Origin of the sequence: Cohnella zeiphila, assembly GCF_014212055.1 — a bacterium.
In the GTDB taxonomy this organism is placed as follows: Bacteria; Bacillota; Bacilli; order Paenibacillales; family Paenibacillaceae; genus Cohnella; species Cohnella zeiphila.
The window spans coordinates 107,603-132,422 of record NZ_JACJVO010000024.1 but is presented as its reverse complement, the minus strand read 5'-3'; the positions used below and the strand labels follow the sequence as shown (position 1 = coordinate 132,422).

At 59.8% G+C, this 24,820-nt stretch carries 22 protein-coding genes; 17 read left to right on the top strand and 5 right to left on the bottom strand.

The window, feature by feature from the left end; translation table 11 throughout:
* Positions 1 to 248: 248 nt before the first annotated feature.
* The 4 genes from H7C18_RS19400 to H7C18_RS19385 all read left to right on the top strand — a co-directional run bounded on the left by H7C18_RS19400 (position 249) and on the right by H7C18_RS19385 (position 9,585).
* Entirely contained in the window at positions 249 to 2,993 is a 2,745-nt protein-coding gene (locus H7C18_RS19400; protein WP_185130746.1) for a bifunctional YncE family protein/alkaline phosphatase family protein, read from the top strand.
* Between the two features lie 88 nt (positions 2,994 to 3,081).
* Positions 3,082 to 6,213, top strand: coding sequence for an efflux RND transporter permease subunit (locus H7C18_RS19395; RefSeq protein WP_185130745.1), 3,132 nt, complete (start codon positions 3,082 to 3,084; stop codon positions 6,211 to 6,213).
* A 151-nt stretch (positions 6,214 to 6,364) separates the two neighbouring features.
* On the top strand, positions 6,365 to 7,372 hold the full coding sequence (locus H7C18_RS19390; RefSeq protein WP_337913763.1) for an aldose 1-epimerase: 1,008 nt from the start codon (positions 6,365 to 6,367) through the stop codon (positions 7,370 to 7,372).
* A 203-nt stretch (positions 7,373 to 7,575) separates the two neighbouring features.
* The gene (locus H7C18_RS19385) at positions 7,576 to 9,585 is read left to right on the top strand and encodes a Na+/H+ antiporter (RefSeq protein ID WP_185130743.1); all 2,010 of its coding nucleotides are present in this window, start codon (positions 7,576 to 7,578) and stop codon (positions 9,583 to 9,585) included.
* A gap of 113 nt (positions 9,586 to 9,698) precedes the next feature.
* On the opposite strand, the gene H7C18_RS19380 is transcribed toward H7C18_RS19385, so the two are convergent.
* Positions 9,699 to 9,854 carry a DUF1540 domain-containing protein gene (locus H7C18_RS19380; RefSeq protein WP_185130742.1) on the bottom strand — a complete coding sequence of 52 codons (156 nt, stop codon included), beginning with the start codon at positions 9,852 to 9,854 and terminating at the stop codon, positions 9,699 to 9,701.
* Between the two features lie 147 nt (positions 9,855 to 10,001).
* On the opposite strand from H7C18_RS19380, the gene purT reads away from it, so the two are divergent.
* From purT to H7C18_RS19360, 4 genes are all read left to right on the top strand, one after another.
* The gene (purT, locus tag H7C18_RS19375; protein WP_185130741.1) at positions 10,002 to 11,180 is read left to right on the top strand and encodes a formate-dependent phosphoribosylglycinamide formyltransferase; all 1,179 of its coding nucleotides are present in this window, start codon (positions 10,002 to 10,004) and stop codon (positions 11,178 to 11,180) included.
* 39 nt (positions 11,181 to 11,219) lie between these two features.
* Positions 11,220 to 11,651 carry an Rrf2 family transcriptional regulator gene (locus tag H7C18_RS19370; protein ID WP_185130740.1) on the top strand — a complete coding sequence of 144 codons (432 nt, stop codon included), beginning with the start codon at positions 11,220 to 11,222 and terminating at the stop codon, positions 11,649 to 11,651.
* A gap of 73 nt (positions 11,652 to 11,724) precedes the next feature.
* A complete protein-coding gene (locus tag H7C18_RS19365; protein WP_185130739.1) occupies positions 11,725 to 12,303 on the top strand; it encodes a hypothetical protein in 579 nt (192 codons plus the stop codon).
* Between the two features lie 129 nt (positions 12,304 to 12,432).
* Positions 12,433 to 12,789, top strand: a complete 357-nt coding sequence (locus tag H7C18_RS19360) for a winged helix-turn-helix transcriptional regulator (protein WP_185130738.1) — start codon at positions 12,433 to 12,435, stop codon at positions 12,787 to 12,789.
* Here the strand turns inward: H7C18_RS19360 and H7C18_RS19355 are convergent.
* From H7C18_RS19355 to H7C18_RS19340, 4 genes are all read right to left on the bottom strand, one after another.
* Positions 12,786 to 13,907 (bottom strand): response regulator, encoded by a 1,122-nt coding sequence (locus H7C18_RS19355; protein WP_185130737.1) that lies wholly within the window; start codon positions 13,905 to 13,907, stop codon positions 12,786 to 12,788. The genes H7C18_RS19360 and H7C18_RS19355 overlap by 4 nt on opposite strands.
* 271 nt (positions 13,908 to 14,178) lie before the next feature.
* A complete protein-coding gene (locus tag H7C18_RS19350) occupies positions 14,179 to 14,631 on the bottom strand; it encodes a MarR family transcriptional regulator (protein WP_185130736.1) in 453 nt (150 codons plus the stop codon).
* A gap of 148 nt (positions 14,632 to 14,779) precedes the next feature.
* Complete coding sequence (locus H7C18_RS19345; protein ID WP_185130735.1) at positions 14,780 to 15,697, bottom strand: DUF4097 family beta strand repeat-containing protein; 918 nt, start codon at positions 15,695 to 15,697, stop codon at positions 14,780 to 14,782.
* A gap of 4 nt (positions 15,698 to 15,701) precedes the next feature.
* A complete protein-coding gene (locus H7C18_RS19340) occupies positions 15,702 to 16,289 on the bottom strand; it encodes a DUF1700 domain-containing protein (protein ID WP_185130734.1) in 588 nt (195 codons plus the stop codon).
* A gap of 268 nt (positions 16,290 to 16,557) precedes the next feature.
* On the opposite strand from H7C18_RS19340, the gene H7C18_RS19335 reads away from it, so the two are divergent.
* The 9 genes from H7C18_RS19335 (at position 16,558) to H7C18_RS35795 (ending at position 24,819) form a co-directional block, all read left to right on the top strand.
* The gene (locus H7C18_RS19335) at positions 16,558 to 16,779 is read left to right on the top strand and encodes a hypothetical protein (RefSeq protein ID WP_185130733.1); all 222 of its coding nucleotides are present in this window, start codon (positions 16,558 to 16,560) and stop codon (positions 16,777 to 16,779) included.
* A gap of 266 nt (positions 16,780 to 17,045) precedes the next feature.
* A complete protein-coding gene (cyoA, locus tag H7C18_RS19330; protein WP_185130732.1) occupies positions 17,046 to 18,041 on the top strand; it encodes a ubiquinol oxidase subunit II in 996 nt (331 codons plus the stop codon).
* Between the two features lie 18 nt (positions 18,042 to 18,059).
* The gene (locus H7C18_RS19325) at positions 18,060 to 20,030 is read left to right on the top strand and encodes a cbb3-type cytochrome c oxidase subunit I (protein ID WP_185130731.1); all 1,971 of its coding nucleotides are present in this window, start codon (positions 18,060 to 18,062) and stop codon (positions 20,028 to 20,030) included.
* Positions 20,030 to 20,662: a cytochrome o ubiquinol oxidase subunit III gene (cyoC, locus tag H7C18_RS19320; protein WP_185130730.1), complete on the top strand. Its 633-nt coding sequence runs from the start codon at positions 20,030 to 20,032 to the stop codon at positions 20,660 to 20,662. The genes H7C18_RS19325 and cyoC overlap by 1 nt, the downstream gene beginning before the upstream one ends.
* Before the next feature lies 1 nt (position 20,663).
* Positions 20,664 to 20,999: a cytochrome o ubiquinol oxidase subunit IV gene (cyoD, locus tag H7C18_RS19315; protein ID WP_185130729.1), complete on the top strand. Its 336-nt coding sequence runs from the start codon at positions 20,664 to 20,666 to the stop codon at positions 20,997 to 20,999.
* A 200-nt stretch (positions 21,000 to 21,199) separates the two neighbouring features.
* Entirely contained in the window at positions 21,200 to 21,826 is a 627-nt protein-coding gene (locus H7C18_RS19310; protein WP_185130728.1) for a YveK family protein, read from the top strand.
* A gap of 30 nt (positions 21,827 to 21,856) precedes the next feature.
* Complete coding sequence (locus tag H7C18_RS19305; protein ID WP_185130727.1) at positions 21,857 to 22,885, top strand: Gfo/Idh/MocA family protein; 1,029 nt, start codon at positions 21,857 to 21,859, stop codon at positions 22,883 to 22,885.
* Complete coding sequence (locus tag H7C18_RS19300; protein WP_185130726.1) at positions 22,882 to 24,222, top strand: nucleotide sugar dehydrogenase; 1,341 nt, start codon at positions 22,882 to 22,884, stop codon at positions 24,220 to 24,222. Before H7C18_RS19305 ends, H7C18_RS19300 begins: the two co-directional genes overlap by 4 nt.
* A 15-nt stretch (positions 24,223 to 24,237) precedes the next feature.
* Positions 24,238 to 24,819 (top strand): DapH/DapD/GlmU-related protein, encoded by a 582-nt coding sequence (locus tag H7C18_RS35795; RefSeq protein WP_185130725.1) that lies wholly within the window; start codon positions 24,238 to 24,240, stop codon positions 24,817 to 24,819.
* Position 24,820: the final 1 nt, after the last annotated feature.

The window sequence follows — 24,820 nt, the reverse complement described above, 5'->3', positions numbered from 1 at the left end:
GAAAATGCGGCTTCGGACACGGCGTCCGGATGCATGTATCCGCCTCTCATCTTGCGAAGATGATCAGGGTCTTCCGATACGCCGAATTAGTCGGATAGCCCCTGACCTCGCTATAACAATTAGGGAATTCGAATGATTTTCTTCCATTTTAAAACAAATGAGCTTTTCCTCTAACCGTCCGTTTACATTTCCCATCTATATTCTGATCGAATTCCAAATCATATTGCCAGAAGAAGGAGAGGGAATTGATGAAGCGGAAAAAAGTAAGCAAGCGAAAGACACTGCTCGTATTGTCGGCAGCGTCTCTCGTTCTCGGCGCCGGAAGCGTTTACGCGGCTGTCGGGAATCCTTTCGAGACGGATCTGGTCGGGCGCCAGTCCGACGGTTCGGTGTTGACGCCCGTCAATCAGTATGTAACGCCGGCGGGCCGGCAGGTGGAGTTCGGCGGCAATCCGATCTCGGTCAAGGTGCGTCCGGACGGCAAAACCGCCGCGGCCATTGTCGGTCGAAGCGATTACGGCGGCAAGGGAATCAACGTCGTGGATCTGAGGACCGGGAATCTGATTCAGAACAGTCTCAATCTGAGCCTGAGCCACATGTGGGGATTGGCTTACTCTTCGGACGGCAGCCGTCTTTACGCGACGGGCTCGTCGGGCACTACGGGCAAAGTGGTCGTTCTGTCCGTCGCCGAAGACGGCACTCTCGCCATTCTTCAGACGATCGACCTGCCCTTGGCGACCGTGGGCGGCAACATCAACCCGCAGGACATCGCGATGGGTCCGGACGGCAAAACCTTGCTCGTCGCGCTGAATCGCGACAACAGTCTGGGCGTCATCGATCTGCAGAGCAATCAGCTCGTCGCGCGCATCCCGGTCGGCAATTCCCCGACCAGCGTCGTCGTTAGCGGCAACACGGCTTACGTCACGAACGTGGGCGGCAGAACGGCGGAGTCCGGCGATCTCACCGTCGACTCTTCCGGCGTGCCCGTCGTGGCGGAGCAAACGGGAAGCTCGGCGTCCGGCACGGTGTCGGTGGTCGATCTGTCGTCCGGCTCCGTCGCCAAGTCGATCGACGTCGGCCTCCAGCCCGCCCGAATGACCGTTTCCGGCTCCTTCGTTTTCGTCGCGAACACGAACAGCGACACGGTGTCGGTCATCGACACGGCAAAGAATGAAGTCGTGCAGACCATCGATGTGGAGCCCTATCCGGATGCGCCCAAGGGATCGGCCCCCAACGCCGTGGCGATGATCGGCGACGGACAGCTCGCGGTCAGCCTAGGCCGCAACAACGCGTTGGCGGTCTACGATTGGAAGGGGCCGTCGGAAGCGCCGCGGCTTCAGGGGCTGGTGCCGACCGCTTGGTTCCCGGTCGATCTGGCGGTCGATTCGGCCGGCGGCCGGGTGCTCGTCGCCAACGCCGACGGGGTCGGCTCCCTCGGTCCGGAGCGCACCTTGACGATCCAGGGGATCAGCGCCGAAGGCCATTCCTCCTACGCGCAGCAGGGCTCGGTCTCGATCGTCCCTTTCCCCTTCGCCAAGAACGATCTCGTGCATTGGACGGACGATGTGTACGCCAACAACAACTGGTTCGGGGTCGCCGGCCGCAACGCCAAGCCCCGCAACAACAAGAAGCCGGCGGCCATGCCGGAACGGGTCGGGGAGCCTTCCCCGATCAAGCATATTTTCTATATTATCAAGGAGAACCGCACCTACGACCAGATTCATGGCGACATGGGCAAAGGCAATTCGGATCCGACGCTCACCCAATTCGGAGAGAACGTCACGCCCAACTTCCACAAGCTCGCAAGCACGTTTCCGCTATTGGACAACTTTTACGTGTCCGGCATCCAGTCCGCGAGCGGACACCAATGGGTCATGCAGGCCACGAACACCGATTATGAGGATAAGGAAACGGACACGGGCAACGTTCGGAGCTATCCGGGCGGCGCGGGAGATTCCCTGGCGTACGCGTCGACGGGGCATCTCTGGGACAACGCGTTGAGCCACGGCCGGTCGGTCGTCAATTTCGGGGAAGACACGACCGCCTTCGCCGGTCCCGAGAACTTCGGTACCTGGACGGACTGGTACAACGATTATTTGATCCTGTCGGGACAGAAGCAGGGGGACCTTCACGTGCCCGTCGGGGACTACGAAGCGAAGACCGATATTCCTTCGCTGGATCCGATCACGTACAAGCCTTTCCCGACGTTCGATTCCGGTATTCCGGACCAATACCGGTTCGAGATTTTCAAGCAAAGATTCGAGCAGTACGTCCAGAACGGGGACTTGCCGGATCTCGTTCAAATGTGGGTGATGAACGACCACACCGCGGGAACGTCCACCGGCTTCCCGACGCCGCAAGCGCAAGTGGCGGACAACGATCTGGCGGTCGGCAAAATCGTCGACCTGATCTCCCACAGTCCGTATTGGAAAGATTCGCTCATCCTGGTGACCGAGGACGACGCCCAGAACGGCGTGGATCATGTGGACGGGCACCGCGCGCCCGCTTATGTCATCAGCCCCTGGGTGAAGCGGGACGTCGTCGACAGCCATTACTGGACGGTCATCAATATGGTCCGGACGATCGAACAGGTTCTCGGCCTTCCGGCAATGAACCAGAACGATGCGGCGGCCGTACCGATGAGCGAGCTGTTCACCGATACGCCCGACTTCACGCCGTACGACTTCGAGCCGAACCGGATTCCGCTCGATACGTTGAACGGGCAGCCCGGAGCGAACGCCGCGGCGCTTGCCAATACGGCCGAGGCGACGCCGGAGGTCCAAGAGCTGGAGAAGCTGTGGACGGAATGGTCCAATCAGAACAAGGACAAATTCAGCGGCAGCAACGCCTCGCCGGACGAGACGAACGCCAACATGCTCAACCACTTGACCTGGTACGCGACGAAAGGCTTCGATCAGCCGTACCCGGGAGAGGATAAGGTGCTGACGCCCGCGGAAGCCGCGGAGCAGCCGGCAAGCAAAGCGGAGCAATAATCCGCCCGCGATACCGAATCGATCCCCATCGTTCCGGGCGTTCCCCGCCCGGGACATGGGGATTGTCCATAGAAGCGGAGGTAAGATGATGCACAGATTGATCGAGGCGGCGAAGAAGCGCACCGTGCTGATCTTGATTTCGCTGGCCGTGATCTTGGTGTGGGGAGGAGCGTCCGCTTATCGCATGCAGCGGGACTACCTTCCCTCGATCAGCAATCCGACCCTCATGATTACGGTGCAGGCGCAGCACGATCGCGCCGACCAGATCCGAACGTCCGTCGCCGGGCCGATCGAGCAGGCGGTTCGCGGGGTGCGGGAGCTTCAATCGATGGAAACGAACAGCTTTGAAGGCGGGCTTCTGCTCAGCCTCGCCTTCCCTTTGAATTACGACATGGATCGGGCGGAGCGAGAAGTGGCGGACGCTTTGCTCCCCGTATCGCTTCCCGAAGAAGTCGGCAGGCCGACGGTCACGCGCGTCAGCACGGGCTCTTTTCCGATGATGAGGTTGACGCTGACAAGCCCCTCGGGCCAAGTCGATGAAAATACGCTGCGGACGGCCGTTCAAGCCCGCGTATCGGACGAAGTGCTTCACGCGCCCGGCGTCGGCGAAGTCCGGGTTACCGGCGCCGCCAAGAACGGCTACGTGCTGACGATTCGAATGGACGATTTGATCAAGGCCGGCCTGACGATAGACGACGTGAAGCGGGCTTTGGCCGGATTCTCGTTCCCGTCCGTTCAAGGCAATCTCACCGACAGTCAAATGTCCGTCCCTCTCGAAGCTTCGGGCTGGGCTCCGGAAGTCGCCGATTTGGAGCGCCTTTCCGTACGGGGGGCGGACGGCTCCTCCGTTCCTCTCTCTTCGGTCGCGGACGTGTCGAAGTCGCTTGTCGATCTGCAGACGATCTCTCGGACCGACGGAGCCGCCAGCGTCGTGCTGGACGTCCTCAAGAAGCCGTCCGCCAACATCACGGAAGTGTCGAAGAACGTCCGGGACCGAATCTCGGACGTCTCGCTAGCGCTGCCGGGCGACGCGAAGCTGGCGATCGCGTACGATCAAGGGAAAGAAGTCCAATCCTCGCTAAACGGATTGTTGCGCGAAGGACTGCTGGGCTGCCTTTTTTCCATGGTTTCGGTCTGGCTTTTTTTCCGCAACACGAGGTCTACTTTGCTCATCGCGCTGTCGCTGCCGATCTGCATCCTGGCGACCGCGGGGCTGCTTGGCGCAATGGGCTTCAGCCTGAACCTCCTGACCGTCTCGGGGCTGGTGGTGGCCATGGGGAGGGTCATCGACGATACGATCGTTATTCTCGACAACGCGCATCGCAAGCTTCAGCAGTCCGGCCGCCCTTTCTTGTCCTCGGCGCTGATGGCGGAAGCGGCAGGGGAAATGCTGCCCGCCATCGTCTCGTCGACGGCGACGACCGTGGCGGTATTCATTCCGATCGCGCTCGTCGGAGGCATGATCGGGGCCGCTTTCTCCGGCTTCGCGTGGTCCGTCGTCCTCTCTTTGCTGATTTCTCTTCTGGTGGCTGCCGTGATCGTTCCCGTTCTCTATTATGCGTGGCAGAGAGGGCGTCCGGGCGCCGCGGCCGTATCCGTCGAACCGTTCTCGGAGCGGCTGCTGCAATGGGCGATTCCGCATAAAGGGAAATGGATCGCCGGCTTCGCGGCGCTTCTGCTGGCCGCCGTCGCCGGAGCGCTGCTTCTGCCGATCAACTTCCTGCCCGCCCAGACGTCCGGACAGATCAATGTCCAGCTGGAATATCCCGAAAGGACGACCCTTGCGCAAATCGACGCGTCCGTCAAGCGGATGGAGCAAGCGCTGAAGGCGGACCCCGGAGTCGAGACGTTCTCTTCCGTGCTCGGCTCCTCGTTCACCCCGCAATTCGACGATGTGTTCGACGCCGGGGGAGGATGGATCCAAGGCGGCAATATCGCCAACATCGCCGTATCGGTCCGGGAGGATGAGGATGTCGATGCGGTAACGGACCGGCTGAAGGATCGCCTTGTCTCCCTGTCCGACAGCGCGGTCGTCACGGTAACGAACCAGAACATATCCGGCGACGACTCCCAGCTCAGGATCGATCTGACCGGAGCGGACGAAGCGACGCTCGCGCAAGCGGCCGCCCTCGTCCGCAACGGCCTGAAGGACATTCCGAATCTGAGCGTCATGGGCGAGGCCGACGACGAGGCCGGAGCACCCGGCTATCGGGTGGCGCTGGACCGGGCCAAGCTGGAGCAGGCAGGGGTTCAGCCGGATCAAGTGTTGGAACGGGTGCGGAACTATTTGTCCGGAGGGACGAGGGTGGAGGTGAACGCCGGAGACCGGACGACCGTTCCCCTCGAGATTCGGACGAAGCTCCCGGCCATGCCGGAAGATGCTTCGGGCCTTCAGCTTCCGGAGACGGAAGCGCTCGCGCTGCTCGGCCGGGAAACGTTCCGGGGCAAGGACGGCAAGGACGTTCCGCTTGAGCAGTTGGCCACGTTGACGCGGGACGATCGGCCTTCCGTCTTGCGGGAACGCGACGGAACGCCGTTCGCCGTCGTGACCGCCAATATGACGTCGCGGGACATCGAGGGGGTCGCCCAAGAGGTCCGCAAACAGCTGAGCCGGCTGACGCTGCCCGCAGGCGTCCGATATTCGACGAACGGCATTACCGCGCAGGTGGAGCAGATGATCTGGGAGATGGGAATCGCCATCTCCGTCTCCGTCATCTTGATTCTTCTCATTCTGAGCATGATGTTTCGCGGATGGCGGGCTCCCCTTGTCGTGCTCTGCTGCATTCCGTTTGCCTTCATCGGGTCCGTCGCGGGGATGCTCTTGGCCGGCGGAGAGTGGAACTTGGCCACGCTGGTCGGCCTTCTGATGCTGACCGGAATCGCGGCGACGAACGGAATCGTGCTCGTGGATCGGGTGGAGCGCCGGCTGGCGTCGGGAATGCCTCCTCGGGAAGCGATTCTGACGGGGGCCGCGTCCCGGGTCCGGCCGGTGCTCATGACGGCGGTCACGACCGTGCTGACGCTGCTTCCGTTATGCTTCTCGAGCGACGGCGATACGGTTATCTCCCGATCGCTCGGCATCGTCGTCGTTTGCGGAATGATCAGCTCTACCTTGATCAGCCTGCTCGTCATTCCGCTGCTGTACGATTGGCTGCTCGTGCGCGGATCCCGTCCGGTGACGGTCGGCCGCCCTGCGGGAAAGCTGCTGGAAACTCCCTGATCTTAAACCTCGGCGATACTGGACCCTGAAGGCGAGACGCTCGAAAACCGCCAAACAAAAGGTTAGGGGAAGACGTGCCTCCGAAAAGCTTCTTATGGTATGCTTAGGAAGAAGATGTGCGTACAAGTTTTGCGGAGGAGGACGGACGTTGGTGGAAGCGACGAACAAAGCCTATGAAGGCGAATATCAGGGTGAACAGGCGATTTGGCTTCGATCGGGGCCGTACGAAGCGGCGGTTCTGCCGCAGATCGGGGCGAACCTGATCGCTTTCCGGGATACGAGCAGAGGATACGCGTTCCTGCGGGAACCGGCGGAAGACGGGATGGAAGCGTTCAAGGCGAATCCCGGGGTGCACGGCATTCCCGTGCTGTTCCCGCCCAACCGCTATGATGCGGGCAAATTCCCGTGGGAAGGGACGACATACCAATTCCCGGTCAACGAGACGGCGCGGGGCAATCATCTGCACGGCTTCGCCCATACGACGCCGTGGCGCGTAGACAGCTACGGAGCGGACGACCGGGAGAGCCGCGTCACGCTCTCGTTGACCGTAGGGGAAGGCCATCCGGTGTATGCCTACATGCCGTTCGAATTTACGTTGAAGCTGCAATATGCGCTTAGCGAAGAAGGACTGCTGCAGCGCGTAAGCGTACGCAACAATGGCGCGAAAAGATTGCCTTGCCTGCTCGCGTTCCATACGGCGGTCAATGCGCCGTTCGCGCCGGGCAGCCAAACGTCGGATGTCGGCTTCAAGCTGACGATCGGCAAGCGCTGGGAGCTGAGCGGAGACCGGATGCTGCCGACCGGCCGCTTCCAGCCGCTGACCGCGGGCGAGGAGAAGATGAGGGACGGCGGCCAATCGCCCTTTTTCGAAGCGATGGACAACCATTACACCTCGCAGACGCAGAACGGCCGCAATTATATGGAGCTGACCGACTCCCGCGCAGGCGTCAAGCTCGTCTACGATGTCGGCGTCGGCTACAAGATGTGGATGATCTGGAACAACTTCGCCCAAGGCGGCTTTTTCTGTCCGGAACCCCAAGTGAATCTGGTCAACGCGCCGAACGTCGACCTGCCGGCCGAAGACATCGGGCTGATCGGGCTGGAGAAGGGCGAGATCTGGGAAGAGACGAGCCGGCTGTATACGATCGATATCGGGTAACGCGGGCTAGGAGAATGGAATGCGGACGGAGTTCCGACGAGGCGGCTGCCTGCGGCGGAACTCCTTTTTTCTTCCGCGAACGAGGAGCCGTTTTTGAATGGTTTCCCGGAATGCAAGGAATTTTAAGGACAATCGCTGCCGGCGTCCGCCGCATGTCTACGGAAGCGGGCGGACTCCCGCGGCTAGGAAAGGAAAAAGTCGGGATGGAGCTTTTCCTCATCGTATTGGGCTTGCTGGCCTTGATCGCGCTCTCCAACGTGCTGAACCGGATCGTTCCGGCCGTCCCGGTGCCCCTGTTCCAGATCGCGCTGGGTGCCGTATTGGCCGCGAATCCGTTCGGCATTCACATGGAATTCGACCCCGAGCTCTTCTTCGTGCTGTTCGTCGCGCCGCTTCTGTTCAACGACGGCAGGAGGACGCCGCGGGACGAGCTTTGGCAGCTTCGCGGGTCGATCCTGCTGCTGGCCGTCGGGCTCGTGTTCGCGACGGTGCTGATCGGCGGCTACGCCATTCACGGGATGATTCCGACGATTCCGCTCTCCGCGGCGTTCGCGCTGGCGGCCATTCTGTCGCCGACCGACGCGGTGGCGGTCAGCTCGCTTGCGGGACGCATTCGGCTGCCCGAAGGGATCCTAAGATTGCTCGAGGGCGAAGCGCTCATGAACGACGCATCGGGTCTCGTGGCGTTCAAATTCGCGGTCGCGGCTACCGTGACCGGTATCTTCTCGCTGCCGAGAGCTTCCCTTAGCTTCGTGCTGATCGCGGTCGGGGGCTTGCTGGCCGGCGTCGTGCTGTCCGCGCTGATCATCGTGCTTCGCACGTTCCTCCGCCGACTCGGCATCGAGGACGTAACGATGCACGTGCTCATCCAGATTCTGACCCCGTTCGTCATCTATCTGCTGGCGGAAGAAGCCGGCGTATCCGGCGTGCTGGCGGTGGTGGCGGGAGGCATCTTCCATGCGGTCGCCAAGGACCGGATGGAGCCCTACGCCACGAAGCTTCAAGTGGTGTCGGCCAGCACATGGTCGGTGCTTCTGTTCGTTCTGAACGGCCTCGTGTTTTTGCTGCTCGGATTGCAGATTCCGGACGTAGCCGCCGTTATTTTCCGTTCGCCGGACTTCAATAATTATCAAGCGATCGGATATATCGTCGTCATTACCTTATTGCTGTATGCCCTCCGCTTCGTCTGGGTGTTTTTGTTCTCGGCGCTGGCGCGCGAAGGAAAGACGGGGCGGCAGCGGTTCAAAATCTCTCTGCTTACCACACTGTCCGGCGTCCGCGGGGCGGTGACGCTGGCCGGCGCGTTCTCCATCCCGCTGTGGCTGAATAACGGAAGTCCTTTTCCCGTCCGGGATCTCATCCTGTTCCTGTCCGCCGGCGTGATCCTGCTAACGCTGCTTGCGGCAAGCGTCGTTCTGCCGCTCCTGTCGGGTCGTGCGGGGCCGGCAGCCGAGAGCAAGCATCTGTCGGAACACGAAGCGCAGATGCGCATTCTGAGCCGAACGGTCGCGGCTTTGCGGGAAGAGATCGACGAGGACAACAAGGAAGTCGTGCAGGCCGTGATCGGCGATTACAACCGCAAGCTGAACCAAATTCGAATGCAGGCGGGAGGAATCGGGCCGGAATGGCGGGAGGCGATGCGCGAGATTTGGATGGAGGCGCTCAAGGCGGAGCGCGAAGAGCTTGGCGGATTGGTCCGGGCGGGGCTTGCCGGCGGCGAACCGGCCGGCATGCTGGAAGCGCAGCTGTCGCGAACGGAATCGCTGCTTGCCGGCGGACGCGTCCGCATGCTGGCGCGCACGGCGAAGATCGCGGCACGCCGCTTGCGGCGGAAGCTGAAGGGGACTCGGCCGATGGCGGACGGCTACGCCGAGCGGGAGCAGATTCGGCGATTGAAGGTGCAGACGTGCAAGGCGGCTCTGAAAAAGCTCGGCGAGGAAACAGACAACAGCCGAAAGGAATCGGCGCTGCCCGTCATCGTGCAATATCAAGAAATCGTCGAGCGGCTGTCGCATGACCTGGGAGCGCCTCATCGGCGGGAAGAGTTCGACCGCTGCAAGAAGGAGTACGAGCGCAAAGCGATTCAGATGGAACGGGACGCGCTGCAGTCGATGTACGAAGCCGGGGAAGTGTCCTACGGCATGATGAACGGCTTGCGTTTCTTCATCAACACGATGGAAGCGTCCGTGACGGAAGAAGTGCTGGAGGATTAGGCGGCGAAAATTTTCCGTGACTATGATAATTATTCTCACTGGCGGATATAATGAGAAAGGAAGCGGCCATGCCCGGCCGCTCCCCCTGTCCCGCTCCGGCTTGCGGATGCGGATTAAATTTTCGCTTCGAACGTTTTGCAGTCGGTTTCTTCGGAATTTTTGGCGTCCTTGCCCCGGTTGTTCACGACATAGATCGAGGAAGCGGAGCATTGGTTGCCTGCTGCCCAAAACTTGCAGGAGTTGACTTCGCACAGCACGTCCTTGGCCATGATCTCACCTCCCTTCACCGAATAGGATGGGTGAAAAACCGGACGTTCATACCCTGCGCAAGCACCGGAAAGGGAGTTTCGGTGTTTCTTGCCGTTCCTTCGTTCATGTATAATAGGAACAAGATTCAGGATGACGGAGGCTGGAGCATGTTCCATACGACAAAAATGATGCTGCTGGGATCGGGAGAACTCGGCAAGGAAGTCATTATCGAAGCCCAACGGCTCGGCATCGAGACGGTGGCCGTCGACCGCTATGACGGCGCCCCGGCGATGCATGTCGCCGACCGGTCCTACGTGATCGACATGATGGACAAGCAGGCGCTGCGAGACGTCGTCGAGCGGGAAAAGCCGGACGTGATCGTGCCGGAGATCGAAGCGATCGCGACCTCCGAGCTGGAGAAGCTGGAGGAGGAAGGCTTCCGGGTCGTTCCGACGGCGAGAGCGGCGCGGCTGACGATGGACCGCGAAGGCATTCGCCGCCTGGCCGCCGAGACGCTCGGCTTGCCGACCGCGCGCTACCGCTTCGCCGACACGTATGAGCAGTTTGCGGACGCAGCCGGGGAGATGGGCTTTCCGTGCGTCGTCAAGCCTTTGATGAGCTCCTCCGGCAAAGGGCAGAGCGTCTGCCGGTCCGAGCAGGAGCTGGACAGAAGCTGGCGGATCGCGATGGAGGGAGGACGCGTTCAGCAGGGTCGGGTCATCGTGGAGCAATTCATCCGCTTCGAGTCGGAGATTACGCTGCTGACCGTCCGTTCGGCCCAAGGGACTTTGTTCTGCGCTCCGATCGGCCATATCCAGCAGGACGGGGACTATATCGAATCGTGGCAGCCCCATGAGATGTCGGCTTCCCAACTGGAAGAAGCGAAGCGGATCGCCCGCGCCATCACCGATGCGCTCGGCGGAACCGGCATTTTCGGCGTCGAGCTGTTTCTGGCCGCGGACAAGGTTTACTTCAGCGAGGTATCGCCGCGGCCTCACGATACGGGTCTGGTGACGCTCGCCAGCCAGAACCTGTCCGAGTTCGCGCTTCACGTACGGGCCATTCTCGGGCTGCCGATTCCCGAGATCAAGCTCGTCTCCGCGGGCGCCAGCCGCCCGCTCAAGTCGGACGTCGAAGCGCAATCCTACCGAATCGCCGGCTCGGGAGACGCACTCGCGCTGCCGGACACGCAGCTTCGCGTCTTCGGCAAGCCGGTTGCCAAGCCCGGCCGCCGGCTGGCCGTGGCGCTGGCGGCGGCCGATACGGCGGAAGAAGCTCGCCGGATAGCCGCGGAAGCGCTCGGGAAGCTGCGCGTCCTGCCGGATCCGGGGGACGTTGAAGGCTGATATATATCTAACGGCAACGAATGACGGGAGGCGAGAAAAGTGGCGATCAGCAGCAAGTTTTCCGTGGCCGCTCACCTGTTATCGCTCATCGCCTTGAACCCGAACGAACGGCTGTCTTCCGAGACGATGGCGGGAAGCGTCAATACGAATCCCGTCGTCGTGCGGCGGATTATCGGGATGCTCGTCAAAGCCGGGCTCGTGCGAACCGTCGCCGGCGTAGCCGGCGCGACGCTGGCCCGGGACTTGGACGAGATCACGCTGCTCGACGTCTATCGCGCCGTGCGTTCGGACGAGGAGCTGTTCTCCATGCATGAGAATCCGAATCCCGACTGCCAGGTTGGAAGGAATATCCAGGGCGCTCTGGATCGGGTGTTCGCGAGGGCGCAGACGGCGATGGAACGGGAGCTGGCCGGCATCACGATGCGGCAGGTGGCTCGCGACATCGCGGAACGGGACGAGAACAGCCTATAATCCGGTAGGTATACAACGGACCTCCTTTGACATAATAAATGCGGTTCTAAACTCAAAGGAGGAATACCAAACCGTGTACGAATCCAACAGCGCCAACTGGTCGCAGCAAATTCACCAATGCGAGCAAATCGTTCAGCAGCTGATCAACCAAACGAACCAAGCCAGCCAGAACTATCAGCAGCTGCTGCAGCAAGAGCAGCAAAACGCCCAGCGTCTTGAAGAATTGGCGGCCCGGGAGCAAAGAGCCGCTCAGATCATTCAAACGGCGCTGCAAGGCCATCAATCGGTGGTTCAACAGCTGCAGCAAATTTCCGGCTTGTGCCATCAAGCGGAGCAAAGCTTTCAAGCTCAATCCCGCATGGCCATGGCTCAAACGAACCAAACTCATTTCTCCGCTCCTTCTTACGTCAGCCAGTCTTCCATGAGCCAACCGTCGAATTTCGGCGGTTCCCACTATGCGTCGCAGAACTACGGCTCTTCCGCTTCCGGTTACGGTTCTTCCAACATCGGCTCCCATTACGGCACGTCCGCTACGGCTTCGAATTCATACGGCATGTCCGCTTCGGGTTCGCAGCAGCACGGTACGTCCGCGACCGGTTCTTCCGGTTTCGCAGCCGGCATGAGCTCGACGAGCTCGCGCTCGATGCAATAACGATAAGCGTCGCAATATGGCGAGAACCCCCCCGAATCGGAAATTCGGGGGGGTTCTCGTTTGTCGTTTCAGAAATTGTTCAGCGGGCCATGTTACAAATGAAGAAGACGGAAATCAGGGAGGAACCAAATGTTGCAAAGCGAGAGGAAAGAGTCCCGTCACTGGCCGGAAGCGGCTGTCGAAACGACGGTACAGGTCGTCGGAGGCAAGTGGAAAGGGATCATTCTCTACCATCTCGCCGCCGGCGAATTGCGATTCAACCAAATCCGCCGGGTCATCCCCGGCATTACCCAAAGAATGCTGACGCTGCAACTGCGGGAGCTGGAGCGGAGCGGCGTCGTTCACAGGCGGGTTTACTCGGAGATGCCCACGCGGGTCGGCTACAGCCTAACCGAGCTCGGCCGGACGCTGATCCCGCTCATCTCGATGATGCAGGAATGGGGCGAGCACTACCTTGCGTCATTCGGCGAGGGCGTCTCGGACTAACGGGATCCTTGCCGCCACTCTTCGAACCAGGCTAAGATCTCCCGTGCCGGTTCGGCGCCGTATTCTTCTTCGGTCATGGCGCGCAGACGATTGTACTGCTGCACGACAAGAACGCGTTCGTCCCGGCCGGCGTGCAGCTTCATCAGGGCAAAGTACGGCTCCTCCAAATACGGAGCCCGCTGCTGCACGGAAGCGTACCAGTCCGCGGCGGAAGTCCGGTCCCCGCTCTCCTCCAGCAGCTTGCCCAACCGCAGGGCGTGATGCTGCCATAGGTCGCGCAGCCGCTGACGTTCGTTCTCCGCCCATACGTAGTCATGTTCTTCGAAGTAATCCCCGCGATAAAGCCCTAGCAGTTCCGCATACCGCTCCGTGGTGATCGTATCGGATTCCGCTTCCGCCTTCAGGTTCGCTTCCCACTGCTCGGCGTCGCTCTCGAGTTCGCCCAGATCGAGGGAGTAGCTGTTCCCGGAATTGACGATGCGAATCGGCAGCTTGGCCGCATCGAGCGACCGGCGAAGCTGATAAATTGTCGTGTAGAGCTGGGTGTATGCCTTCTTGGCATCCGCTTCCGGCCACAGGATATCGACCAGCATGTCCTTGCGCACCGGCTGATGGCGCCGGAACAGCAAGTAGGCAAACAGCTCTTGCGCTTTCGCGGTTCGCCAAGGCAGCTGCTCGCGCTGGTGGTACTCGATTTGCATTCTCTGGAAGCTGTAGATGGCGATCGGGCCGGAGACCGGGGCGAGAGACTCCTCTGTCCGGAACCGGGATGCGATGCGCTCCACTGTCAAGCGCAGCCTCTCCGCGCGGACGGGCTTCAGTATATAATCGAGCGCCTGCAGCTCGAACGCTTTCACGGCATACTCTTCGTAGGCGGTAACGAAAACGATCTGGATGGACGGAAGAAGGTCGTGAAACCGCTCGGCCGCTTCCAATCCGCCGATCTCCGGCATGTCGATATCCAGGAAGACGACGTCCGGCTTGAGCCGTTCGGCCGCTTCGAGGGCATCGTGCACGTTCTGATAGGTCCCGACGATCTCGATTCCGCCGACCTTGCCCAATTGCTTCTCCAAATCCAACAGCGCCAGCGCCTCGTCGTCGACCAACAAGCCTTTCATTCTTAAACCTCCGTAGATCCGTGCATTCCTTGTAATCCGATGGTTCTTCCGTCATTCATGCCATCGGCTTTTGGGCAGCTTCAATGAATAGGTCCTATCGCCCAATTTCCGGGCATTCTCATTCCACCGGGCAGATCGGCAAAAAAGGGAGGATAAACGCCCGCACGCCGGCTGGGATGATGTGCGGAGCGAAGCGAATAAGGCGGGACATTCCGCAACCGGGCCGCGGCCGGCCCGGTTTGGGGCAAAACGAAGCGGGGCGCCCGCCCGTTCAGAACGATGCGTCCCCGATCAGTTTATCGGCTTCGGGATCGGTCAGCTTGCGGTAGAACAGGACCATCGAATGGACTTCGTCTTCGGTAAGCGGATTGAACAGCTTCTCCATCAAGGCGATTCGCTTCTCCTGGGCTTCTTCCAGCGCGGCTTTGCCGGCTTCGGTAATCTCCAGCTTGACGACCCGGCGGTCGTTGGCGTCGCTGATCCGCTGCGCCAATTCCTGCCGGACGAGTTTATCCGAGATGACGGTCATGCCTCCCGACGTTACGCCGAGCATCTGGGACAGGTAAGTGCTGGGCCGGGGGCCTTCCGACATCAGAATATCCAAAGTTTGAAGCTGGCTGAACGAGATATCTTGGGGATTGTCCTTCTCCCACTCGTTCCGCCACAGACGGGTATGGAGCCGTATCAGTCCGAAAAGTTCGACCAAATCCTCATGCTTTGCCACGCTTTGGCCTCCATATGTCAACGTTACTCTCATTTTCTCACAAAAGGTCTTTTCTTACTAGAGCGGGGCAAAAAATGTTGCCCGGGGAGTCCGTTCGGAGGCGCGTCAAAAACATCGGGCGGGCCTCACGGCCCGCCCGATCGCTTGCTTATTCGTCCGTCGTGCTGACGCGGATGCTGCCGCTGTCGGTGCGGACTTTGATTTTTTCGCCGGACGTTCCTTTGGCTTCGGGGGCGTGAACCGATCCCGAGTCCGTCTTCAGGTCGTAGAAGCCGGCGAACGAAGACGGAAGCTGAACGCTCACGCTGCCGGAATCGGTCTTGATGTCGGCCGAGGACGTATCGTCCTTGAGCAGCCCTACGCTTCCCGATTCGACGCTGAGTTGGGCCGCGCCCGTCAGGTGCTCCACGTGAATGCTTCCGGAATCGACCGTGACCGTCAAGGCGCCGACCAGCTGCTCTCCGCTGAAGCCGCCGGAATCGTTCTTGACTTTCAGATCGGCATGAATATTCGCCGCGTGGATTTTGCCGGAGTCGTTGGCCAGCGAAAGCTGCTTGCCTTCATATCCGGAGATGTCGATACTCCCCGAATCCGTCGAAATCTCGGCGGTCCGAGCCTTGGCGCCGCTCACGTGCATGGAGCCGGAGTCATTGCTGAGGTTCAGCGTCTCCAGGGCGTTCTCGGCTTCGGGGGTCAGAGAGACGGTCACGATCTGCCGCGTGCGGAACGATTTGAAATCCAGGTTGAAAATCCGCTGCTTTGCCGGCTTCAACCGCACATCCAACGAACCGTTCTGAAGCCGGGCTTCCTTCATACTCCGGACGACGTCTTCATCCGCTCGCCCTTCGATCTTGACGGAATTGACGCCGTTCGCGCTGGGCTGGAACCGTACTTCCATCGACCCCTGATCGCCGACTACGTTCAGGCGGTGGAGCTCATTCGCGTTGAATGTCCATTGCTGGCTGTAGGTCGGAAGGTCTTTGCCGAAATTGAAGCCGTACAACGCGGCGCCGCCGATCCCGACGAGGATTAAGCCGATGCCGATGCTTGCCAATCGTTTTGCCATGTGATTACCAGCCTCTCCACGTTCTCAAATTCCATCTGGCGTATGCCGCGGTTGCCCGGCACGCGGCCTTGAAGAGCAGAACGAACAGCGCCATCATCAGCAGTCCTGCTCCGGTAGCTGCAATGGAGGCGAACAGCGTCGCCGGATAAAATTCCTGTATTCTGACCCAGTCGAGCAGCACGGCGAAGGGAGCGAACAGGGCGGCCACGGAGGCGGCGCCGAAGCTCGCCAAGGCGGACCAAAGCCCGATGCCGGTCGGAACGGCCGCCAGGTTAAGGAAGAACAGGACGATCCCCATTCCCAACCAGCGTGCCGGGCCTCCCGTCCGCGGAGCGGGCGGTTCGATCGGATAAGGGGCCGGAGGCGGCATGGGCCGCGGATCCGGCCGAGGCGGAGTCTGGCGCGCGCCGCGGATTCGAAGGGCCAATTCGCTCGGGTCCCCAAGCTCACGGTAAAGTTCTTCCTCGCTGCGTCCCTGCCTAAGGGAGCTTTCGATATAATCGTCGTAGCTCCGAACGAGCGCAAGGCGTTCCTCATCGGGTAAGAAAGTTAGGGAATGATAAAGAACGTTCAAATATTCGTTTCTCGTCATGTTACTCTCCCTTGGAACTTGCGGAGTCGTCCGCAACTGATAATTGCATTATAAATTACCGGAAAGTGGATCGGCACGGTCGGGAGTTGGGAACCATCCCCGACCTCCGGTGGGGATGGCAAGGAGGTAAAGGCGCTGATTAAACCACAAGCGCATAGGGGCAGTCAACTATTTTTTTAGAAGTACATGATTTCGTCAAATTTCTGTGATATAATGTTCACATATAGCGCTTCCAGAATGGAGTGAGCTCGGGATGAAGGGTTTTGACATGTTCAGAGCGTTGAAATGGATCTCCGCCATCGTGATCGCCTGCGGTATCGTTTGCTGCGTATGGAACCTGTCTCAGTTCAATGATCGGAACCTCGGCCTGATGGTCGGAATCGGTTTTTTGGTCGGAGGCATTCAAATTTTGATGTTCGGCATGGTCGCTCCGCTGATGCAGAAGAAGACGGAGGAGCTTCCGCTCGATACGACCGAAGAGCTCGTCTGAACGCGGCTCTCCAGCTTAAATGAAATCTCGTCGGGACTGCCGGCGCGGACCTTCCGGTCCGCTCTCCGGCAGTCTTTTTGCGTTTAAGATTCGACTTACGTCAAATCGGTGAACAAAGTATTGCAAATTATCAACGGTTCATTGACGCATTTGTTAACTGAGGAGCCGAAGCCCGATCTTTCTGGTATCTTAGGTTCAGCAGCGCAGAAGGAGCAGTCCGTCTGCGCAATGACGATGCCGTCAGGCATGCAAGGAGATGAGCAAGGATGAAGAAGAAGGGATGGTATCGTCGCCTCGCTGCCGCGATTCCGCTTGCCGCGATGGCATTCCTTCTGTCGGGATGCAGCGTGAACATGGGCGTGCTGGACCCGAAAGGAACCATCGCGAAGCAGCAGTTGGACCTGATGATCATCGCGTCCATACTGTGCTTGATTATTCTGGTGCCGGTACTCGTGATGACGTTCTGGTTCGCTTGGCGCTATCGCCAGAAAGCCCGGAACAACGACTCCGATTACAAGCCGAACTGGGCGCATAGCGGGAAGATCGAGGCGGTGATGTGGGGCGTGCCGATCGTCATCATTCTGATCCTTGCGATTATTACCGTTCAGTACACGCACAAGCTGGAGCCTTCCAAGGCGATCCAGTCCGACTCGAAGGCGATTACGATCGAGGTCACTTCCCTCGACTGGAAATGGCTGTTCACGTATCCGGATCAAGGAATCGCCACCGTCAACTACTTCGAGTTCCCCGCGAACGTGCCCGTTCACTTTAAACTGACGGCCGATTCCCCGATGAACTCGTTCTGGATTCCGCAGCTCGGCGGTCAGATCTACACGATGTCGGGCATGGCGATGAACCTGAACTTGATGGCGGATGAGCCGGGCGAATATCCGGGCAAAGGCGCGAACTTTACAGGCGAGCATTTCGGCAAGATGGGCTTTATCGCCAAGGCGACCACCCAGGACGAATTCGACAAATGGGTGTCGGACGTCAAAGCGAATTCCCCGGCGCTCAGCCAGCAAGGGTACGACGAGCTGGCCGAACCCGGCGTCGTGGACACGGCGAAATCGTACTCTTCCTTCCCGGACGGCCTGTTCGACCGGATCGTGAACAAGTACAATGTCGGCGCCGAATCGGGACATCAACACGGCGGAGATTCGAGCGGATCCGATTCGTCGGATATGAGCGGTATGGATATGAGCGGCATGGACATGGGTTCATCCGCGGGTTCCGCCGCTCACGACTCGAGCTCGTCCCATTAAAGAAAAGGAGGCTGTTCCATGCTGGATCGAATCAAAGACTTCGCCTCCGGCTTCTTCGTTACCGGGGATCCGCTGATCTATGGCGCCGACGTGGCGATTGTGCTGACGATGATCGCGGTCGTCGCGGTCCTTTCCTACTTCAAGAAGTGGGGTTGGCTCTGGAAAGAGTGGCTGACCTCTGTCGACCATAAAAAGATCGGCATCATGTATATCATCGCGGCGCTGCTGATGCTGTTCCGCGGAGGCGTGGACGCGCTGCTCATGCGGACGCAGCTCGTCATGCCGGACAACGACTTTTTGAAGCCGGAACATTATAATGAGATTTTCACGACGCACGGCGTGATCATGATTCTGTTCATGGCCATGCCGCTGATGTTCGGCTTGTTCAACATCGCCGTTCCGCTGCAGATCGGGGCGCGCGACGTAGCGTTCCCGTTTCTGAACTCCTTAAGCTTCTGGCTGTTCTTCATGGGCGCCATGCTGTTCAACCTGTCGTTCGTCATCGGGGGCTCCCCGAACGGCGGCTGGCTCGCCTATCCGCCGCTGACCGAGAAGATGTTCAGTCCGGGCGTCGGACAGGACTTCTATATCTGGGGCATTCAGATCTCCGGGATCGGGAGCTTGATGACGGGCATCAACTTCATCATCACGATTCTGAAGATGCGCGCGCCGGGCATGAAGCTGATGAAAATGCCGATGTTCAGCTGGTCGGTGCTTGCCAGCAGCCTGACGATCATTCTGGCGTTCCCGATTCTGACCGTGACGCTGGCGCTGCTGTTCCTCGACCGGTTCCTCGGGGCCCACTTCTTCTCGCTGGACGCCGGCGGCAATCCGATGATGTATATCAACCTCATCTGGATGTGGGGTCACCCCGAAGTGTATATCGTCGTCCTGCCCGCGTTCGGGATTTTCTCCGAAGTGGTCTCGACGTTCTCGAAGAAGAAGCTGTTCGGCTACAAATCGATGGTGTTCGCGCTGATGAGCATCAGCGTCGTCTCGTTCTTCACCTGGGCGCACCACTTCTTCACCATGGGCTCGGGCGCCGACGTCAACGCGTTCTTCGCGGTGTCGACGATGATTATCGCGATTCCGACCGGGGTCAAGATATTCAACTGGCTCTTGACCATGTACAAAGGAAAGATCAGCTTCAAATTGCCGATGCTGTGGACGATGGCCTTCATTCCCTGCTTCGTCATCGGCGGCATGACCGGGGTGCTGCTCTCCGTGGCGCCCGCCGACTTCCAGTTCCATAACAGCTACTTCTTGATCGCGCACTTCCACCAGGTGTTGATCGGGGGCGTCGCCTTCGGGTATTTCGCGGGGCTGTATTACTGGTGGCCGAAAATGTTCGGGTTCACCCTGAACGAGAAGCTCGGCAAGTGGGCGTTCTGGCTCTGGAACATTGGTTTCTACGTTTGTTTCATGCCGCAATATTTGCTCGGCCTGATGGGAATGACCCGCCGCTACAGCACGTACGGCTGGGACACCGGCTGGTTCGGCCTGAACCTCGTGTCGACGATCGGCGGCTTCCTGATGGGCATCGGCTTCCTGTTCCAGGTATGGCAGATCCTGCACAGCATCCGGTTCATGCAGAAAGACAAGACGGGCGACCCGTGGGACGGCCGCACGCTCGAATGGTCGATTCCGTCCCCGGCGCCGATGTACAACTTCGCCACCGAGCCTCGCGTCGGCGAAGTCGACGATTGGTGGGAAGAGAAGCAGCGGCTGGCGGCAGGCCAAGCTCCGCAGCCGAAGCCGGCGCTGGAGCCGATCCACATGCCGAAGAACTCCGGCATTCCGATTATCAAAGCGGCCTGCTGGTTCGTCGCCGGCTTCGGTTTCGTCTTCGATTGGCTGTGGCTCGCCATTCCGGGTCTGGTCGGCGTCGCGGTCTGCATGCTGGCGCATTCCTTCAATTACGATACCGATTATTACATTCCGGTGGATGAGATCAAACGGACGGAAGCTGCCGCAAGGAGGGGTGTCTGATGGCGAATCACGGAAACGAAGCTGCGGCCGTTCATCACGGCCATGGCCACGATCACGGGCACGAGGGCCATCACGACCTCGAAGCCCTGCGGCAGATGGGCTTCTGGCTGTTCCTGATCACCGACTGTATCTTGTTCGGCACACTGTTTGCGACCTATATCGTGCTTCATCACAATACGGCAGGGGGACCGACGGCTTCCGAGCTGTTCGAGATGCCGGGCGTTATCGCCGAGACTTTCATCCTGCTGACGAGCAGCTTCACCAGCGGCCTCGCGGTTCTGAGCATGAACCGCGGCGATCGCAAGGGGCTGATCGGCTGGCTGATCGTCACCGCCATTCTCGGGGCTTCCTTTATCGGACTGGAGCTGTCCGAGTTCATCAAGATGGTAGGCGACGGGGCGAAGATCTCCACGAGCGCCTTCCTGTCCGGATTCTTCACGCTGGTCGGCACCCACGGCTTGCACGTGTCGGTCGGCCTGTGCTGGATGATCGCGCTCATGATTCAGCTGTCGAGGCGCGGCATCACGCCGGTTACCCGGCGCAAGGTCAACATCATCAGCCTGTACTGGCACTTTCTCGACGTTGTCTGGATCTTCGTCTTTACCATCGTCTACATGATGGGGGTGATGTAAGATGTCGCAGCAGCCTCATTCGCACGGCATCAACGACGGTTCCCACGAGTCTCACGGCTCGCTCAAGTCTTATATCATCGGGTTCGTGCTGTCGCTGGTTCTGACCGTCATTCCTCTTGTGGCCGTCCTGAACGACATGGTGAACGGCAACGCGGCGCTTGTCGTGCTGCTCGTCACGGCCGTCCTTCAGTTCATCGTACAGCTCGTGTTCTTCATGCATCTGCGCGAAGAGAAGAAGCCGCGCTGGAACTTGATGGCGCTCATTCTCGGCATCGTCATCGTGCTGACGATCGTGCTCGGCTCGGTGTGGATCATGGAGTACAACAATATCGTGTAACGAGGAAAAGACAAGAAACCCCGGTATCCGACAAGGATTTCGGGGCTTCTTTTTTTTTGCCCGAAGGAGGACAAAACCATTATTGACATGATACAGATTGTATCTTATATTGGCTATATCAATACAAAACGTTTCATAGATGGGGGGATATTGGCGCTTTCGCTTGGCAAAACGGCTGACTAGGCAAAAGAGGTGAGAGTATGGGATTTCAGATTTTGAATTCGATTCGCAAGCATATGATTACGTTCGCGTTAACCGTCATCTGCTTCGTGGCGATCGGGTTCGGATTGAATACGGTAATGTCGCCCCAGTACGAGGCCAAGGCTACGCTCGTGGCCAACTTCGCTCCGACGGACAGCAATTCGGATAATAAGTATAACGAGATTTTGGCCAACCAAATGCTGACGAAGTCCTACGAGGAAATGATCCAGAGCTTATATATCGCCCAGATCGTCAAGACGGACCTGTCCAGCTCTCTATCCGTAACGGAGCTGCTCAGCAAAATTCAAGTGAAGACGGATCCCGGCGCCTTGCTGCTCTCGATCTACGTTAGGGACGGCACTCCCAAGGGAGCGGTGGACATCGCAAACGCGTTCGCCCAGTCGTTCGCCGATCACGCGGCGACGATCATGAACAACGCGAACGTCACGATTCTCGACTTGGCCAGTTACGAGAACAGCCTGGACCCCGTCAGTCCCCAGAAGACGTTCAACTTGGCCATCTGCCTTTTCATCGGGATGTTCGCCGGTTCCAGCTTCTCCTTGCTGCTCGACAAGCGCAAGGCGGTGCGGACGAAGAAAGCGGCGGCTTATGTCTTGAATTCGTGAAAGTCCAATCGGGTCTGAGGAGCGAACAAGATGAATTTTGCGATCATTGGCTGGGGCCACATTGCGTACAAGCATAAGGAAGCGATCGAGAACGTGCCGGGCGCGAGGCTGGCGGCCGTATGCGACAGCAACCCGGACAGGCTCCGGGAACTCGAGGGAGAGCCGGGACTATCCTTGTTTACCGATATTACGCGGATGCTGGAAGAGAGACCGGACCTCGACGTCGTCTGCGTATGCACCCCGAGCGGGCTGCATGCGGATCATGCGATACGGGCGGCAGCGGCCGGCAAGCATCTGATCGTCGAGAAGCCGGTCGCCCTGACGATCGAAGACGCCCGGGCCATCCGGAAGGCGGCGTTCCTGAACGGCGTGAAAGCGGCGGCGGTACACCCCAACCGGTACCGCCCGGCGATCCGCAAGCTCAAGCTGGCGCTGGATCGGGGATGGTTCGGCAAGCTGAGCCACGTGAGCGCGACCGTTCGCTGGAGTCGAAGCCAAGCTTATTACGATCAGGCTCCTTGGCGCGGAACCCGGGCGATGGACGGCGGCGTGCTGCTGAACCAGGCGGTCCATAGTCTGGACTTGCTGCTCTGGCTGGCCGGTCCGGTCGCGGAAGTGAGGTCCGTGGCCGACACCCGGATCCGGCGCATGGAGGCCGAAGACGCGGCGATGGCGGCGCTCCGGTTTGCAAGCGGCACGCTTGGCGTCGTGGAGGCGTCGACGACCGTGTACGAGCGCAATCTCGAAGAGTCGATCGCCGTCTTCGGGGAGCAGGGCTGCGCGGTAGTGGGCGGCCCGACCGCCCATTGGTTCAAGCATCTGAACCTGGCGGCCCTGTCGCATGAAGAGATCGTGACGTGGAAACGGGAGATCGATCGCGATCCGTACGGTACCCCGGGTCATGAGGAGATCGTCCGGGACATGGTCGAAGCGATCCGCGACAACCGGCAGCCGAGCGTGACCCTCGAGGACGGCATGGCGGCGGTCCAACTGGCGCTCGACATCGCCGAAGGCGGCATAAGGCGGGCAGAAGTCCAAAGAGCGGGAGGATTGCTATGATTCTCAAGACAGATCGGCCAACGGGCGCTTACGGCACCGCGCTCATTCAGAAGTTCCGGAACAAGACGGCGACGATCGGCGTCATCGGGCTCGGCTACGTCGGGCTGCCGTTGGCGGTGGAGAAAGCCAAGGCCGGCTATCGGGTCATCGGCTTCGACGTTCAGCAGTCGAAGGTGGAGATGGTGAACGCGGGAGTCAACTTTATCGGCGACGTCGTGGACGAAGACCTGCGCGCGATCGTCCGGGACGGCTTCCTCCAGGCGACGACGGACTACTCCTTCCTGAACGAAGTGGATGCCGTGGCGATCTGCGTGCCGACGCCGCTGGACATGTACCAGCAGCCCGACACGAGCTACGTCGTCAATTCGGCCCGCGCAATCGCGCGTTATTTGCACAAAGGGATGCTGGTCGTCCTGGAGAGCACGACATACCCCGGCACGACGGAGGAACTGGTCAAGCCGATTCTGGAGGAGACGGGCCTGACGTGCGGGGAGGACTTCTTCCTGGCCTACTCTCCGGAGAGAGTCGATCCCGGCAACAAGTTTTTCAACACGCGCAATACGCCCAAGGTGGTCGGAGGCGTCACGGAAGCTTGCCTGCAGACGGCGGTCGCGCTTTACGAGGAAGTGCTGGAAGGAGAGGTTCACCCCGTCTCCAGCCCGTCGGTGGCCGAGATGGAGAAAATTTACGAGAACACGTTCCGCCATATCAACATCGCGTTGGCCAACGAGATGGCAATCTTGTGCGATCGCATGGGCATCAACGTCTGGGAGGTCATCGACGCCGCGAAGTCCAAGCCGTACGGGTTTATGGCGTTCTATCCCGGGCCGGGACTCGGCGGGCACTGCATCCCGATCGATCCGTTCTATCTGACGTGGAAGGCGAGGGAGTTCAATTACCATACCCGGCTGATCGAGCTGGCGGGAGAGATCAACAATTCGATGCCGGAGTTCGTCGTTCAGCGCATCGGAGAGATCTTGAACGAGCGGCAGAAGTCGGTTCGCGGATCCGTCATTTACTTGCTCGGCGTCGCCTACAAGAAGGACATTGACGACTATCGCGAGTCCCCCGTCCTGAAGATCGTGGATCTTCTGGAGGAGAAGGGGGCGTCCGTTGTCGTCAGCGATCCGCATATCGCGACGTTCAAGCACCGCCAGAAGCTGTACGACTGCGTCGAGCTGACCGAACGGCAGCTGCGGCAAGCGGATCTTGCCGTCATTACGACGGACCACTCCAAATTTGATTACAACCTGATCGCGGGAACGGTCGATTGCCTGCTGGATACGCGGAACGCGCTGAGAAACCGCGAGAAGCCGGCGCGATACTTCCTGCTGTAGCGAGGTGCGCGGGCCGTGGATTACTTCAAGCATGATACCGCCGTCGTCGACGAAGGGGCGACGGTCGGAACCGGGACGAAGGTGTGGCACTTCTCCCACGTCTCTTCGCGCGCCGTGATCGGCGACCGCTGTTCCCTGGGGCAGAACGTATACGTCGCCGGCAACGTCCGGATCGGGAACGGCGTGAAAATCCAAAACAACGTCTCCGTCTACGAAGGAGTCGTTCTGGAAGACGACGTTTTCTGCGGGCCGAGCATGGTTTTCACGAATGTGAGAACGCCTCGGTCGGCTTTTCCCCGCAACAAGAGCGAGGATTATGCCCCGACGATCGTCCGCAAGGGCGCTTCCATCGGAGCGAACGCCACGGTCGTGTGCGGAGTCACGATCGGGCCGTGGTCGTTCGTTGCGGCAGGGGCGGTCGTCACCAGGGACACGCTCCCCTACTCGCTCGTCGCCGGCATCCCCGCCAGAAGAATCGGCTGGGTCTGCGAATGCGGCCATACGCTCGCGCTGTCGGGCGGCCGTGCCGCTTGTCCGCATTGCCGGCGGAGGTACGAGCTGGTTCAAGAATCGCTTCATAAGGTCGGGGAGGAATGAC